Source organism: Asticcacaulis sp. EMRT-3 (assembly GCF_030027245.1).
GTDB lineage: Bacteria > Pseudomonadota > Alphaproteobacteria > Caulobacterales > Caulobacteraceae > Asticcacaulis.
In genome coordinates this window covers 1,195,477-1,210,670 of the sequence record NZ_JASERT010000001.1, presented here as the reverse complement: position 1 = coordinate 1,210,670, position 15,194 = coordinate 1,195,477, and the positions used below count along the sequence as shown (strand labels likewise).

Here is a 15,194-nt window from a genome sequence, read left to right as displayed (position 1 = left end):
TTCAGACTGCGGCAAGGCGTTGCGCGAATGTGCGGACAAGACGCGATAAAGATAAAGTTCAAGCAAGCGAGGCGTAACAAGTGCGACTTCCCCTCAAGTCGCCGCTGACGGCGGCATGGCTGTTCTCGGCGGCCTTCCTGATCATTGTGCTGGTGGCCATTGGCGGCACGACGCGCCTGACCCAGTCCGGCCTGTCGATCACCGACTGGAAGCCGATTTCAGGGATTATGCCGCCGCGCGACGCGCAGGCCTGGCAGGCGGAATTCGACAATTACAAGAAGATCCCGCAGTTCAGCCAGGTCAATCCGCATATGGAGATGAAGCAGTTCAAAGGCATCTTCTGGTGGGAGTGGACGCACCGCTTAGTGGCGCGCCTGCTGGTCGGCGTGGTCTATATCGGTGGTTTCATCGTGCTTTTGCTGATGCGCGAGATTCCGGGTCGCCTGATCTGGCGGTGCGGCGGGCTTCTGGTGCTGGGGGCGGGGCAGGGGCTGGTCGGCTGGCTGATGGTGGCCAGCGGCTTATCGAAGCGCGTATCGGTGGCGCCGGAAATGCTGGCCTCGCACCTGTTCATGGCGCTTCTGCTGCTGATGGCGACGATCTGGACGGGTTTCGAGGCGCTGGACGGCGAGAAGCGCGGACGCGGCGCGCCGACAGGCTGGCGCTGGGCCACGGGCATATTATTGTGTCTCGTGGTGCTGCAATGTGTGCTGGGCGCGCTGGTGGCCGGTAATCAGGCGGGGCTCGTTTATAATGACTGGCCTTTGATGAACGGTCACATCCTGCCGCCGGTGGACTGGTCGCGCGGCGTGATGATGGCCTTTTTGCACGATCAGGGGCTGGTGCAGTTCGTCCATCGCTGCAATGCCTATCTGCTGCTGATCTACGCCACCATCTTTGCTGTCATTCTGGGCCGCCAGTGCAATGAAGACAAGCTGAAGGTCGTGGCGACGACGCTGTCCACCCTGGTCTGGGTGCAGGCAACGCTCGGCGTGGCCACGCTGGTGTCGGTGGTGGCCTTAGGCTTCGCCCTGACCCATCAGATCGTGGCCGTCTGCATCGTGGCCCTGGCCACCAGCCTGACATGGATGGTGGCGCGCGCCGACCGCAGCTTCCGCAGAGGCGGTTTTTGATGCGGTAATTTAATACCTAATCGAATTTACCCTTTAAAATCAATTTCTTGGTTGCAGTTTTGTCAAAACTAATGCGTTGACAGTGTGGGAGCGCTCATGTACATGACGCGCCTCTTCGCCGTTTCCCGGTTCGCGGGCGCGGCTCTGCAAGGATTTTGACACCATGTTGACTTCGACCACCGCGCCCCTGAAGCCGGCCGATGTCGAGAAGAAGTGGATCGTGATCGACGCCGAAGACGCCGTTCTGGGCCGTCTCGCCTCTTTCATCGCCATGCGTCTTCGCGGCAAGCACCTCCCTAACTATACGTCGCACACCGATGGCGGCGACAATGTCATCGTGATCAATGCCGAGAAGGTTCACCTGACCGGCAAGAAGCACAATGAAATCTTCTATTGGCACACCGGCCACCCCGGCGGCGTCAAGCAACGCACGCTCGGCCAGTTGCTGAACGGCAAGTATCCTGAGCGCGTGCTGACCAAGGCGGTTGAGCGCATGATGCCCAAGGAAAGCCCGCTGGCCCGCAAGCAGATGACGCAACTGCGCATCTTCGCTGGCGCCACCCATACCCACGAAGCCCAGCAGCCGGAAGTCATCGACTTCAAGTCGTTGAGCCGCAAAAACGTCCGGAGCGCGTAAACATGGCCGAAACTCAAGGTATGGAAGCCCTGGCTTCCCTGTCGTCCAATCCGGTTGAAGCGCCTGCCGTGCGCGTGCAGCAACTCGACAAGCTGGGCCGCGCCTACGCCACCGGCAAGCGTAAGAACGCCATTGCCCGCGTCTGGATCAAGCCGGGTTCCGGCAAGTGGATCATCAATGGCCGCGAGCAGGAAGTGTATTTCGCACGTCCGGTTCTGCGCATGATGATCGCTCAGCCGCTCAACCTGACCGAACGCGCCACGCAATTCGACATCATGGTGTCGGTGCAGGGTTCGGGCCTGTCGGGTCAGGCCGGTGCGATCCGTCACGGCCTGTCCAAGGCGCTGACCTATTATGAGCCGGGCCTGCGCGGCGCTCTGAAGGCGGCTGGCTTCCTGACCCGCGACTCGCGTGTCGTTGAGCGTAAGAAGTACGGTCGCGCCAAGGCGCGTAAGAGCTTCCAGTTCTCGAAGCGTTAAGCGCACGGGTATTATTATCCATGCAAAAAGCGCTTCGGGAAACCGAAGCGCTTTTTCCTTGGTTTTCGAAATGACCCCTCCGTCGGCTGCGCCGACACCTCCCCATATATGGGGAGGAGGGGGGATCATCACTTCCCTCCACATCTCAGATGTGGGGGGCTTAAGACACTTTTTCCTTCCGTGCTTTCCGTGTTTTCCGTGGTTCAATGCATCTATGCCGCCATCTGCGCTGGCGAAGGATTTTAACCACGGAAAACACGGAAAGCACGGATCACAAATGCGGAGCATTTCATGTCCCATAAGGTGTTTATCGACGGCGAAGCCGGAACCACCGGTTTGCAGATTCGTGAGCGGCTGGAAAAGCGCGCCGACATCGAGCTGATCCGGTTGTCCGACGACCGGCGCAAGGATGTCAATGCGCGGCGCGATGCGCTCAACAGCGCGGATGCCGTTATCCTGTGCCTGCCTGATGAGGCGGCGCGCGAGGCGGTGAGTCTGATCGAAAATCCCGATGTCGCCGTGATCGACGCCTCGACCGCACATCGCGTGGCCGAAGGCTGGACCTATGGCTTTCCCGAAATGCCCAATGGTCAGGACGTGGAGCAGCGCGATCTGATCCGCGCCTCGAAGCGCATCTCAAATCCGGGCTGTCACGCCACCGGCTTTATCGCCCTGATCCGGCCGCTGGTCGAATCCGGCCTGATCGCGCCCTTCTTTCCGCTGACCGCTTCGTCTTTGTCGGGCTATACGGGCGGCGGCAAGGCGATGATCGCCGAGTTCGAAAGCGGAGCCGGTCATGAGCGCATCTATGCCACAGGCCTTCGCCACAAGCATTTGCCGGAAATGACGCTGTATAGCGGTCTGGAATCGTCGCCGATCTTCAGCCCAACGGTTGGCCATTTTCCGCAAGGCCTGATCGTGGAAGTGCCGCTGCCCTTGTGGGCTCTGCCCGATGCGCCCGATCTCGACACGATCCACGATGCTTTGAGCGCCGCCTATGACGGCGAGCGCTTCGTGTCGGTGGCTTCGCTGGAAGACAGCCGCGCGACGGCTTCGCTGAATGGCGACCTGCTGGCCAATACCAATCAATTGCTGATTCATGTGTTTGGCGATCCCGAAGCCGAAACCGCCAATCTGGTGGCCGTGTTCGATAATCTCGGCAAGGGCGCTTCGGGCGCGGCTGTACAAAACCTCAATCTGGTATTAGGGGTGGAGGAAAGTCTGGGGCTGGATTAAAACCAGAATGAGGAAACATCATGATCGGCAAGATAGTTACCAGCGCCGCCATCTACCTGATGATCTGGTGGGTGACTCTGTTCGCCGTTTTGCCGATCGGTGGTAATCAAAGCCCGCATGAAGCGGGCACCGAAACCCAGAAGGGCAATGATCCCGGCGCGCCGATTGTTCATCAGATCGGTAAAAAGATGCGGCTCAACTCACTGGTGGCGCTTGGTTTCTGGGCCATCGTGATGCTGTTGATGTATGTGATTCACATCCCCTTGCCGGAAATTCACTGATCCGGCCAATTTCGCCGCAATTCTCCTGCAAAAACGCTTCACGGCGCGGCGCAACCTGTTTAGCGTGCGCCCCAACCTTATCAACTGACGGAAAAGACAACCATGCGCCTGTCGCGCTTCTTCCTGCCCTTGCTCAAAGAAAACCCCTCCGAAGCCCAGATCGTCTCGCATCGCCTGATGCTGCGCGGCGCCATGATCCGTCAGGAGGCCGCCGGTATCTATGCCTGGCTGCCGCTGGGGCTGAAGGTTCTGAGGAAGATTGAGCGCATCGTTGAGGAAGAAATGCAGCGCGCCGGTTCGGTGCAGCTTCTGATGCCAACCCTGCAACTGGCCGATCTGTGGCGCGAATCGGGCCGTTACGAAGACTATGGCGAGGAAATGCTGCGCATCAAGGATCGCCACGACCGCGATCTTCTGTATGGGCCCACTGCCGAGGAAATGGTCACCGACATTTTCCGCGCCAGTGTGCGCTCGTATAAAGACCTGCCACTCAACCTGTTTCAGATTTCGTGGAAGTTCCGCGACGAGCAGCGCCCGCGTTTCGGCGTGATGCGTGGCCGCGAATTCCTGATGAAGGACGCCTATTCGTTCGATGTCGATGAGGCCAGCGCGCGCCGTGCCTATAACCGCATGTTCGTGGCCTATCTCAACACCTTCGCCCGCATGGGGCTGAAGGCTGTGCCGATGCGCGCCGATACCGGCCCGATCGGCGGCGATCTGTCGCATGAATTCATCATTCTGGCCGATACGGGCGAAAGCGCCGTCTTCTGCCACAAGGATCTGGTCGATATGGCCGCGCCCGGCCCCGATGTGGACTGGAACGATTTGCAGGCGCAGGTCGATCAGCGCACGGCGCTCTATGCCGCCACCGAAGACATGCACGAGCCGGATAAGTTCGCTGAAGTGCCCGCCGATAAACAGCTTTCGGCGCGCGGTATCGAGGTGGGCCATATCTTCTATTTCGGCGAGAAATATTCCAAGCCGATGAAGGCCATCGTCAATGGCCCCGAAGGCGACATCACCGTCCATATGGGCTCTTACGGCGTGGGCGTATCGCGCCTGCTCGGCGCGATCATCGAGGCCAGCCACGATGAGGCCGGCATGATCTGGCCCGACAGCGTGGCGCCGTTCGATGTGGCCGTGATCAACCTGCGCGTCGGCGATGCCGCCTGCGACGCCGCCTGCGAACAGGCCTATGCGGCCCTGCAAAAGGCGGGCAGGGATGTGCTCTATCACGACAGCGACGAGCGCCCCGGTGCCAAGTTTGCCAGCATGGACCTGATCGGCGTGCCCTGGCAACTGATCATCGGCCCCAAGGGCATTGCGGCGGGCGAGGTGGAACTGAAACGCCGCGCCACCGGTGAGCGCCAGTCGCTCAGCCTGGATGCCGCGCTTGCCCAGTTATCGGCTCAGTTGACGAAAGCCTGATCGCCATGAACGCTGTCCTGTCGATGTTCGCCTTTAAGCGCTGGGAAATCGACCTGGCCATGCGTTATTTGCGCACCAAGCGCAAGGATGGCGGTATTGCGGTGATCGCCATCATCTCTTTTGTTGGGATTACGCTGGCGGTGACGGCGCTGATCTGCGTTTTGTCGATCATGAACGGTTTCCGCGACGAACTGATGTCGCGCACCCTGGCCTTTGGCGGTCATGCCTATGTCGGCGGTCAGGTGATCGATGATTTCGCCCACCGTGATGATATGCTGAAGCGCCTGAAGGCTGTACCGGGCGTCACCGAAGCCACACCGCTGATCGATTCGCCGGGCCTGATCGAAAGTGCGCATGGCGAAACAAGTCTCGCCTATATGCGCGGCGTCGTGCCTGAAGACCTGAAAAAGACGCCGATCGTTTCCGGCACCATCGAGAAAGGCGGCTCGATGGCGCAGTTCGGCGTCGGTGACTATGGTGGCAATGTGGTGCTGGTGGGCGATGGCCTGGCCAATGAACTGGGCCTGTTGCCGGGCGATCAGGTGACTCTAGTGTCGCCGGGCGGCTCGACCGCCTTTGGGGCCACGCCGCGCCGCAAGGTCTATACGGTGGGCGGCGTGTTCAAGAGCGGTGTCAGCGAGATCGACAAAAGCTTCGTCTATATGCCAATCCAGCAGGCGCAGCTCTTCTTCGACCGCGAGGATGAATGGGACACGGTCGAGCTGAAGGTGGACAAGCCCTATGACATCGAGTCCTACCTGCCGGCCCTGCATCAGGCGGCGGGGCAGGGGGCGGTGATCGCCACCTGGAAAGAGCAGAACGCGCCCTTGTGGGGTGCGCTGAAGGTTGAGCGTAACGCCATGCGTTTCATCCTGTTTTTCATCGTCATTATCGCCATGCTCAACATTATTTCCGGCATCGTCATGCTGGTCAAAAACAAGACGCGCGACGTGGCGATCCTGCGCACGATGGGGGCGGACCGGAGCGCGATTTCACGCATCTTTTTCCTGACCGGTACGACGATTGGTGCCACGGGCACCTTCAGCGGTCTGTTGATCGGCGTGCTGTTTTGCACCTTTATCCGCCAGATTCAGGACTTCCTCGAATGGTTGTTCCATACTTCGCTGTTCAACAAGGACATCTATTATCTCGATCATGTGCCCGCCAAGATGGAGCCGTCCGAGGTGATCTTCGTGGTGGTGGCCTCGCTTTTGGCGGCCAGTATATCCACCTTCTTCCCGGCCTTGTGGGCGTCCAAGCTCGAACCGGTGGAGGCACTTCGCTATGAATAAGGTCTTGAGCCTCAAGGGTCTGACTCGTGATTACGATATCGGCGACGGGCGAAAACTGGCCGTGCTGAAAGGAGCCGATCTCGATGTCGAGGCTGGCGAACTGGTGGGGCTGGTCGGGCCTTCCGGCTCAGGCAAGTCATCGCTGCTGCACGCCGCAGGCCTGCTCGAAGCCGCACCGGGCGCGCAGATCATGATCGACGGCATAAACTATGCCGGTGCCAGCGAAGCCGTGCGGACGCGCGCGCGCCTGCATCATATTGGTTTTGTGTATCAGTTTCACCATCTGCTGCCGGAATTCACCGCGCTTGGCAATGTGATGGTGCCGCAGAATATTCTGGGCCGAAAGCCCGCCGACAGCGAGGCCAGGGCCCGTGAACTTCTGTCGGCCTTGGGCTTGGGCGAACGGCTCGATCACCTGCCGGGGCAGTTGTCGGGCGGCGAACAGCAGCGCGTGGCCATTGCCCGTGCCCTGGCCAATCAGCCGCGGCTTCTGCTGGCGGATGAACCGACCGGTAATCTCGACCCGGTCACGTCACAGCAGGTTTTCGAAGCGCTGAAAACCATCATCAAGGCGCAGGGCGTCGGCGCTGTCATTGCTACGCACAATGTCGAACTGGCGGCACATATGGATCGCATCGTGCGGCTTGAGAATGGGCGGCTGGTGCCGGCCTGACCGGCGCGCCAAATCAGAACCGCTGAAAATCCACAATCTTATCAACCGGTTTTTATTTTGTTCTCTTTGGGGATAAAAAAGACGCTTGCGTGCGGAACAAAACAAGAATAAAGAACAAAAAGAGAATTTAGAACGTAAGTCGAACATTAAGAGGATGTGGAAAAATGGTCAGCACGCTGCATAACCTGTTGTCATTCGCCGCCGTTACGGGCTTTGTTGTCCTCGTCTGCCATGTGGTGTCGCTGGCGGCCTGAGCCGCTGAAACATCCGGGCGTCAGCATGTGTGGGAGTGCGCGCCGTGAGTGATGAGTTTATCCATCTGCGGGTCAGATCGGCCTATTCGCTGCTCGAAGGCGCGATCAAGGCCTATGATATGGGCAAGCTGGCGCAGAAGCAGGGTATGGCGGCTGTTGGTATCGCAGATCGCTGCAATCTGTTCGGCGCGCTTGAGTTTTCTCAAATCTGTAAGGAATCGGGTATCCAGCCGATTATCGGTTGCGCCCTGCCGGTTAAGGGCATTGGTGGCACCGGCACGGAGCGGTGGGCGCGTATTCCTACGCTTGTCCTGTTGGCGCAAAACCAGCAGGGCTATCTCAATCTCACCAGACTGTCTTCCCATGCCTATGTTGATTCCGCTGATGAGCAATTCGTGCCGTGGGAGATGGTGGCGGCGCATCATGAAGGGCTGATTCTGTTGTCCGGCGGGCCTGATGGGCCGATTGACGTGCTGTACCGGCAAAACCGGCCCGATGAAGCGAAGGTGGCCTTGCAGGCCATGCAGGCGGCTTTCGGGGATCGCTTTTATATCGAATTACAACGTCATGACGGTAGCCTGAACGGTGGAGCCAGGGGCGGTCCTGCCGAGGTGGGGCTGGTGGAATTCGCCTATGCCCATGATGTGCCGCTGGTAGCCACCAATGATGTGCAGTTTGCGACGGAGGATCTCTATTCGGCGCACGAAGCTCTGCTGTGCATTTCGGACGGTGCCTATCTGGGGCAGGATGACCGACGCAAGGTGACAAAGGATCACTGGTTCAAACCGGCGAGCCTGATGCGTGAATTATTTTCCGACCTGCCTGAGGCTTGCGACAATACACTGGAAATCGCCCGGCGCTGCGCCTTTCTGGTCAACAAGCACGATCCGATCCTGCCGCGTTTTGATACCGGTGCAGGCCGGAATGAGGCCGAGGAACTGGCTTTTCAGGCGCGCGAAGGGCTGAAGGCGCGCTTCAAACAGGTCAAGCTGGCCTTCCCGGAAGAGGATTACTGGGCGCGTCTGGAACGTGAACTGGGCGTGATCCAGAAGATGGGGTTTCCCGGTTACTTCCTGATCGTGTCGGATTTCATCAAATGGGGCAAGAACCACGGCATTCCCGTCGGGCCCGGACGGGGCTCAGGTGCCGGTTCGCTGGTGGCCTGGGCGCTGACCATCACCGATCTCGATCCGTTGCGCTTTGGCCTGCTGTTCGAACGTTTTCTCAATCCTGAGCGCGTGTCGATGCCCGACTTCGACGTCGATTTCTGTCAGGAACGGCGTGAAGAGGTCATTTCCTACGTGCAGGAAAAGTATGGCCGTGACCGGGTAGCGCAGATCATCACCTTCGGCACCTTGCAGGCGCGCGCCGTGCTGCGCGATGTCGGGCGGGTGATGCAGTTGCCGCTTGGTCAGGTTGATCGCCTGTCGAAAATGGTGCCGAATAATCCCGCCAATCCCACCACCCTGGCTCAGGCTATCGAAATAGAACCGCGTCTGAAACAGGCGCGCGACGAAGAAGAGTCGGTTAAGAACCTGCTCGATACGGCGCTGAAGCTGGAAGGGCTTTACCGCAACGCCTCGACCCATGCCGCCGGTATCGTTATTGGCGACCGCCCCCTGACGGAACTGGTGCCGCTATACCGCGATCCGCGTTCCGATATTCCGGCTACCCAGTTCAATATGAAATGGGTGGAAAGCGCCGGTCTGGTGAAGTTCGACTTTCTGGGGTTGAAAACGCTGACCACGCTGAAGCGCGCCGAAAACTATCTTAAAAAACGCGGCATCGATATCAACTATTCAACCCTGCCTCTCGATGACGCGCCGACCTATGAACTGCTGGCGTCCGGTCAGTCGATCGGCGTGTTCCAGCTTGAAAGTCAGGGGATGCGCGACACGTTGCGCAAGATGCGCTGCGGCTCGCTGGAGGAAATTACCGCACTGATCTCGCTCTATCGTCCGGGGCCGATGGACAATATCGATACCTATGTTGACCGTAAATTCGGTCGTGCTGAAATCGATATGCTGCATCCGAGCCTTGAGCCGGTGCTCAAGGAAACCTACGGCGTCATCATCTATCAGGAACAGGTGATGCAGATCGCGCAGATTCTTTCAGGCTACAGTCTGGGGGAAGCCGATCTTTTGCGTCGCGCAATGGGCAAGAAAAAGAAAGAGGAGATGGACCTGCAAAAGGCAAGGTTCATTTCGGGTGCCAAAGAAAAAGGTGTCGATGCGGGGCAGGCCGATAGCATTTTCGAACTGGTCAATAAGTTCGCGGGCTATGGCTTCAATAAATCGCACGCCGCCGCCTATGCCTTTATTTCGTATCAGACCGGCTATCTCAAGGCCAATCATCCGGTGGAGTTTTTCGCCGCGACCTTGAGTCTCGATATTACCAATACCGACAAGCTGGCGGTCTTTTATCAGGATGCCCGGCGTTTCAATGTCACGATCCGTCCGCCTGACATCAATCGCTCGATGGCTGATTTTGATGTGGACAATGGTGAGGTATTGTATGCGCTCGGTGCCATTCGCAATGTCGGCTTCGAGGCGATGCAAAGCGTGGTGCAGGCGCGCGAAGAAGGCGGTAAATTTACCGATCTGTTCGATTTTCTGGAGCGGATTGACCCGAAATCGGTCAATAAGCGGGCTATTGAAAATCTGGCACGTGCAGGGGCTTTCGATTCCATCCATCCCAACCGGGCACAGATCGTTGCGGCGGCCGATATTCTGATCGCCTATGCCCAAAGCATCGCCGCGGATCGTGTGGCGGCGCAGGTCAGCCTGTTTGGCTCGAATGAAGCCTCGCGCCCGCGCTTGCCGAATGTGGCCGCTACGTCGGGGCCGGCGCAACTGGACGAGGAGTTGCTGGCGATCGGCTTTTATCTGTCAGGGCATCCGCTTCAGGACATGCTGGATGTGTTCAAGCGCCGCAATGTGACCCTCTATGCCGAAGCCCTGGCCCTGGCGGGTGAGGGGCGCGAAGCGTTTCGCATGGCGGGCATTATCCGGCGCAAACAGGAGCGCGCGGCGGCGGGTTCGGGGGAAAAATTCGCCTTCGTCACCCTGTCTGATCCGAGCGGCGAATATGAGGTGCTGTTTCCGCCGGAATCGCTGCGCAAAAACCGCGATCATCTGGAGGTGGGGGCTTCCATCGTTTTGAAAGTGCGCAGCAAGGGGCGCGATGGCGAGGTGCGTTTCTTCGGAGATGAGGCACAGCCGATGGCGAATGCCCTGAAAATCGATGACATGGGGCTGCGGGTACATGTTTCGGCGCAGATTATCGACCTGGCCGATCTGCGCGCGCGGCTGGAAGTGTCGAAGTCACCCAGGGGTGGTGAAATCAGTCTGGCGGGCGATCTCGGTGGTGAGGGGGAGGTCGAGTTTCGCCTGCCGCAGAGATATAGTCTCGATGCCCATTTGCGTGGGCAGCTCAAGGCTATGCCGGGTGTGTTGTATTTTGAAGATGTCTAGGCGGCTGCGTTGTTTTTCGCTGTTTGAGACTTGCTTTTTTTTGAAATTGTGAATAGGTGCCCCTCATCTCACACGCGGATATGCGCGGCTTTCCTGTGAAGGCTGCGTTCCGAGGCTGACTGTCGGTTTTTCGGCAAGGCTTTTTGCTCCGCGGAGGATTATCGGAAGAAGGATTACCAACCTATGGCCATGCCAGAAATCTCAATGCGCCTCCTGCTTGAAGCCGGTGCGCACTTCGGTCACCAGACTCATCGCTGGAACCCGAAAATGGAACGTTACCTGTTCGGTGCGCGCTCCAATATCCATATTATTGACCTGTCGCAAAGCCTGCCTTTGTTCCATCAGGCGCTTTTGAAGGTGCGTGAAGTGGCCGCTGCCGGTGGCCGCGTCCTGTTCGTGGGCACCAAGCGCCAGGCGCAAGGCCCGGTGGCGACTTCGGCCAAGCGTTCGGCCCAGTATTTCGTCAATCACCGCTGGCTCGGCGGCACCCTGACCAATTGGCGCACCATTTCGGGTTCGATCCAGCGTCTGCGCGAACTGGAACAGGTGCTTGACAATAATCCGGCCGGTCGCACCAAGAAGGAATTGCTGACCCTGACGCGCGAGCGCGAAAAGCTGGAACTGAGCCTGGGCGGTATCAAGGACATGGGCGGCATCCCCGACCTGATGTTCGTGATCGACACCAACAAGGAAGCGATCGCCATTCAGGAAGCCCGCAAGCTCAATATTCCGGTGATCGCCATCCTCGATTCGAATTCCGATCCGGACGGCATCACCTATCCTGTACCGGGCAATGACGACGCGGCGCGCGCGCTGCAACTGTATTGCGACCTGGTGGCGGACGCCGTTCTGGACGGTTTGGCAGCCAGCCAAAGCGCTTCGGGCATCGATCTGGGTGCGGCGATTGCGCCGGTTGAGCCCGCGCTGGCGCAGGACATCGCTGCCGAAGTGGCCCCTGAAGCCACGGCTTCGGAAGCGTAAGCTTTTGCCTGATGCGCCGGTGCTGATCACTGGTGCGCAAATAAAGACGTTTCAGCACAGCTTGAGGCCGTTTTCGGCTTCAGGCTGTTGCCAGATTGACATGCATTACGGCTATGAGGCCGTTTATCTGAATTTATTGGAGGATTTCATGGCTGAAATCACAGCAACCCTGGTTAAGGATCTGCGCGAAAAATCGGGCGTGGGCATGATGGACTGCAAGAAGGCGTTGCAGGAAAATGACGGTGACATCGAAGCGGCGATGGACTGGCTGCGCACCAAGGGCCTGTCCAAGGCCGCCAAGAAGGCTGACCGCGTGGCTGCTGAAGGTCTGGTGACCGTGGCCACCGAAGCCAATGGCGCGGGCATGACGGCGGCTGCCGTCGAGGTCAATGCCGAAACCGATTTCGTGTCGCGTAACGAACTGTTCCAGAATCTGGCTCGCAAGGCCGGTGTGGCCGGTCTGAAGGACGGTACGGTTGAAGGCGTGGCGGCTGCGGTGAGCGACGAACTGACCAACCTGATCGCCACGATCGGCGAAAATATGGTTGTGCGCCGCGTGGCGCGCTATTCGGTCGATCAGGGCGTCGTGGCCTCCTATATCCACAATGCCATCGCCCCCGATCTCGGTCGCATCGCCGTGCTGGTGGCCATTGAATCGGCGGGCGACCCCGACGTTCTGAAGGATGTCGGCCGTAAGATCGCCATGCACGTAGCGGCCACCCAGCCGCTGTCGCTGTCCACCGATGATCTCGATCAGGCGGCTGTTGAACGCGAAAAGGCGATCTTCACCGAGCAGGCTCTGGCTTCGGGTAAGCCCGCTCAGGTCGTGGAAAAGATGGTCGAAGGCCGCATCCGCAAGTTCTTCGAAGAGGTGGTGCTGATGAAGCAGGCCTTCGTGATGAACCCGGATCAGACCATTGAGCAACTGGTGGCGGATACTGCCAAGGGCCTCGGCACGCCGGTCACGGTGAAGGCGTTCACGCGCCTCGCTCTCGGTGAAGGCGTGGAAAAGAAGGTTGACGATTTCGCGGCTGAAGTGGCCTCGATGACGGGCGGCGTCTAAATCCTCGCACAGAAAAAGCGTATAAGGGGCGTCGGCATTTGACATGCTGGCGCCCCTTTGACTATTCAAGAGCCTGCGAACACGTTAAAGCCGTTTTGCCTGCGATTCCTGCTCCGAAAGCCTGATATGACACACGATGCGCTGAAAACCGATGCCGGTCTGAAATACAAACGCATCCTGCTCAAGGTGTCGGGCGAGGTGCTGATGGGCGAGCAGGGCTTCGGCATTGATATGAAGACCGTGCAGGCTGTGGCCGAAGAGGTGGCTGCCGTGGCTCGGCTGGGCGTTGAGCTGTGTCTGGTAATCGGCGGCGGCAATATTTTTCGTGGCCTGTCGAAGGCCGCTGTCGGCATGGAGCGTTCGTCAGCCGATTATATGGGGATGCTGGCCACGGTTATGAATGCCCTGGCGATGCAGAATGCGCTGGAAAAACAGGGCATTGATACGCGCGTGCAATCGGCTATCCAGATGGATGCGGTTTGTGAGCCGTTTATCCGCCGCCGCGCCATTCGCCACCTCGAAAAGGGCCGCGTCGTGATCTTCGCGGCAGGCACGGGCGCACCCTATTTCACGACCGACACCGCCGCCGCTTTGCGCGCCGCCGAAATGAATTGCGATGCTCTGTTCAAGGGCACGTCGGTGGACGGTGTTTACACAGCCGACCCGAAGAAGGATGCTTCGGCGCAGCGCTATGACGAACTGAGCTATCTTGAAGTTTTGTCGCAGGATCTGAAGGTGATGGATGCCTCCGCCGTTTCGCTGATGCGCGAGAATGACATCCCCATCGTTGTTTTTTCCATCCGAACGCCCGGCGCCCTGGATGAGGTTATTCACGGTCGTGGCACGCACACAGTTATTACACAATAAGAGGGAATAGGCTCATGGCCCTGCCTGATCTTACCAAATACCGCGACCGCATGGACAAGGCGGTATCGGCGCTGAAGGACGATTTCGGCGGCCTGCGCACCGGCCGCGCCTCGTCATCCCTGCTCGACCAGGTGACGGTCGATGCCTATGGCTCGACGATGGCGCTCAATGCCTGCGCCGCCGTCAGCGTGCCGGAACCGCGCATGATCAGCGTCAATGTCTGGGATCGCGGCCTGGTGATCGCGGTTGAAAAGGCCATCCGCAATGCCGGGCTTGGTCTCAATCCGATCACCGACGGTCAGACCCTGCGTATTCCAATTCCGCCCCTGACCGAGGAGCGCCGCAAGGAACTGGCTAAGATTGCCGGTAAATATACCGAAACCCAGCGCGTGGCTGTGCGCAATGTGCGCCGCGAAGCGATGGAAGATCTCAAAAAGGCGGAAAAGGCCTCTGAGATCAGCGAAGACGAAGAGAAGAAGGGCGGCGTCGAAATCCAGGGGTTTACCGACGCGGCCATCAAGCGTATCGACGAAATGCTGAAGGCGAAAGAAGTCGAGATCATGCAGGTTTAAACCTGCCGCCGCCGCCGCGAGCCAAAGAAGCCGTTGCAAGAAAGTGGAGTTCATGCCTTCAAGCCCTACGCAAGCCCTGGCCAGCTCACCGGCAACGGAGATGACGGCCTGTGTCTCTCGGGCGCTGCATGTCGGCATCATCATGGACGGCAATGGGCGCTGGGCCAAGGAACGCGGTCAGATCAGGACGATGGGCCATCGCGCCGGTGTACAAGCATTGCGCCGCACGATCACAGCGGCGGTCGAGCAGGGCGTGACGCATCTGACGGTGTTTGCCTTCTCCACCGAAAACTGGCGACGCCCCGAAGCCGAGGTCAATGACCTGATGGGGCTGCTGCGCGCCTTTATCCGCTCGGATCTGGAGCGACTGCGCAAGGAAGGCGTGTGCGTGCGCATCGTTGGTCAGCAGGCGGGCCTGCCGCGCGACATACTGGGCATGGTCAATGAGGCGCACGAAAAGACAAAAGACAATTCGCGGTTCTTTTTGCAGGTGGCGCTGAACTATGGTGCCCAGGCTGATATTGTTGAAGCAGCCCGCCGGATCGCCGAAGAGGTGCGGGCCGGACGCATGGAGCCGGAGGCTGTGACGGTCGAAAATTTCGGCGGCTTTTTATCGACGCATGACCTTCCTCAGCTCGATCTTTTGATCCGCACCAGTGGTGAACACAGGCTGTCGAACTTTCTGTTGTGGGAAGCCGCCTATGCCGAGTTCGTTTTTCAGGACATTCTATGGCCCGACTATGGCGGCGAAGCCCTGAAAGAGGCCCTGAGCATTTTTGCCCGCCGCGACCGCCGTTATGGCGCGGTTGAAACCGGCTAGGGCGG

14 protein-coding genes are annotated in these 15,194 nt (G+C 59.0%); all 14 read left to right on the top strand.

Going from position 1 to position 15,194, the window contains the following annotated elements:
* Nucleotides 1-80 precede the first annotated feature (80 nt).
* Nucleotides 81-1,133 (top strand): COX15/CtaA family protein, encoded by a 1,053-nt coding sequence (locus QB905_RS05880; protein ID WP_282973613.1) that lies wholly within the window; start codon nt 81-83, stop codon nt 1,131-1,133.
* Nucleotides 1,134-1,296: 163 nt separating this feature from the next.
* On the top strand, nt 1,297-1,770 hold the full coding sequence (gene rplM, locus QB905_RS05875) for a 50S ribosomal protein L13 (protein WP_282973612.1): 474 nt from the start codon (nt 1,297-1,299) through the stop codon (nt 1,768-1,770).
* A 2-nt stretch (nt 1,771-1,772) separates the two neighbouring features.
* Nucleotides 1,773-2,249, top strand: a complete 477-nt coding sequence (rpsI, locus tag QB905_RS05870) for a 30S ribosomal protein S9 (RefSeq protein ID WP_282973611.1) — start codon at nt 1,773-1,775, stop codon at nt 2,247-2,249.
* Between the two features lie 291 nt (nt 2,250-2,540).
* Complete coding sequence (argC, locus tag QB905_RS05865) at nt 2,541-3,485, top strand: N-acetyl-gamma-glutamyl-phosphate reductase (protein WP_282973609.1); 945 nt, start codon at nt 2,541-2,543, stop codon at nt 3,483-3,485.
* A gap of 20 nt (nt 3,486-3,505) precedes the next feature.
* Nucleotides 3,506-3,766, top strand: a complete 261-nt coding sequence (locus tag QB905_RS05860) for a DUF1467 family protein (RefSeq protein ID WP_282973608.1) — start codon at nt 3,506-3,508, stop codon at nt 3,764-3,766.
* A gap of 102 nt (nt 3,767-3,868) precedes the next feature.
* Nucleotides 3,869-5,194, top strand: coding sequence for a proline--tRNA ligase (gene proS / locus QB905_RS05855; RefSeq protein WP_282973606.1), 1,326 nt, complete (start codon nt 3,869-3,871; stop codon nt 5,192-5,194).
* A gap of 5 nt (nt 5,195-5,199) precedes the next feature.
* Nucleotides 5,200-6,486, top strand: a complete 1,287-nt coding sequence (locus QB905_RS05850; RefSeq protein ID WP_282973605.1) for a lipoprotein-releasing ABC transporter permease subunit — start codon at nt 5,200-5,202, stop codon at nt 6,484-6,486.
* Nucleotides 6,479-7,159, top strand: coding sequence for an ABC transporter ATP-binding protein (locus QB905_RS05845; protein ID WP_282973603.1), 681 nt, complete (start codon nt 6,479-6,481; stop codon nt 7,157-7,159). The genes QB905_RS05850 and QB905_RS05845 overlap by 8 nt, the downstream gene beginning before the upstream one ends.
* 298 nt (nt 7,160-7,457) lie before the next feature.
* Nucleotides 7,458-10,886 carry a DNA polymerase III subunit alpha gene (gene dnaE, locus QB905_RS05840; protein WP_282973601.1) on the top strand — a complete coding sequence of 1,143 codons (3,429 nt, stop codon included), beginning with the start codon at nt 7,458-7,460 and terminating at the stop codon, nt 10,884-10,886.
* Between the two features lie 183 nt (nt 10,887-11,069).
* Nucleotides 11,070-11,867: a 30S ribosomal protein S2 gene (gene rpsB / locus QB905_RS05835; RefSeq protein WP_282973599.1), complete on the top strand. Its 798-nt coding sequence runs from the start codon at nt 11,070-11,072 to the stop codon at nt 11,865-11,867.
* Between the two features lie 148 nt (nt 11,868-12,015).
* A complete protein-coding gene (tsf, locus tag QB905_RS05830; RefSeq protein ID WP_282973597.1) occupies nt 12,016-12,930 on the top strand; it encodes a translation elongation factor Ts in 915 nt (304 codons plus the stop codon).
* A 126-nt stretch (nt 12,931-13,056) separates the two neighbouring features.
* Nucleotides 13,057-13,797: a UMP kinase gene (gene pyrH, locus QB905_RS05825; protein ID WP_282973596.1), complete on the top strand. Its 741-nt coding sequence runs from the start codon at nt 13,057-13,059 to the stop codon at nt 13,795-13,797.
* 14 nt (nt 13,798-13,811) lie between these two features.
* Nucleotides 13,812-14,369 (top strand): ribosome recycling factor, encoded by a 558-nt coding sequence (gene frr / locus QB905_RS05820; protein WP_282973594.1) that lies wholly within the window; start codon nt 13,812-13,814, stop codon nt 14,367-14,369.
* A gap of 52 nt (nt 14,370-14,421) precedes the next feature.
* Nucleotides 14,422-15,189, top strand: coding sequence for a polyprenyl diphosphate synthase (gene uppS, locus QB905_RS05815; protein WP_461781772.1), 768 nt, complete (start codon nt 14,422-14,424; stop codon nt 15,187-15,189).
* Nucleotides 15,190-15,194: the final 5 nt, after the last annotated feature.

Bases quoted from the DNA above. Each gene is read 5' to 3' on its own strand.
- rpsI (WP_282973611.1), top strand. From the start codon at position 1,773: ATGGCCGAAACTCAAGGTATGGAAGCCCTGGCTTCCCTGTCGTCCAAT.
- pyrH (WP_282973596.1), top strand. From the start codon at position 13,057: ATGACACACGATGCGCTGAAAACCGATGCCGGTCTGAAATACAAACGC.
- proS (WP_282973606.1), top strand. From the start codon at position 3,869: ATGCGCCTGTCGCGCTTCTTCCTGCCCTTGCTCAAAGAAAACCCCTCC.
- QB905_RS05845 (WP_282973603.1), top strand. From the start codon at position 6,479: ATGAATAAGGTCTTGAGCCTCAAGGGTCTGACTCGTGATTACGATATC.
- rpsB (WP_282973599.1), top strand. From the start codon at position 11,070: ATGGCCATGCCAGAAATCTCAATGCGCCTCCTGCTTGAAGCCGGTGCG.
- QB905_RS05850 (WP_282973605.1), top strand. From the start codon at position 5,200: ATGAACGCTGTCCTGTCGATGTTCGCCTTTAAGCGCTGGGAAATCGAC.
- argC (WP_282973609.1), top strand. From the start codon at position 2,541: ATGTCCCATAAGGTGTTTATCGACGGCGAAGCCGGAACCACCGGTTTG.
- tsf (WP_282973597.1), top strand. From the start codon at position 12,016: ATGGCTGAAATCACAGCAACCCTGGTTAAGGATCTGCGCGAAAAATCG.
- rplM (WP_282973612.1), top strand. From the start codon at position 1,297: ATGTTGACTTCGACCACCGCGCCCCTGAAGCCGGCCGATGTCGAGAAG.
- uppS (WP_461781772.1), top strand. From the start codon at position 14,422: ATGCCTTCAAGCCCTACGCAAGCCCTGGCCAGCTCACCGGCAACGGAG.
- frr (WP_282973594.1), top strand. From the start codon at position 13,812: ATGGCCCTGCCTGATCTTACCAAATACCGCGACCGCATGGACAAGGCG.
- QB905_RS05860 (WP_282973608.1), top strand. From the start codon at position 3,506: ATGATCGGCAAGATAGTTACCAGCGCCGCCATCTACCTGATGATCTGG.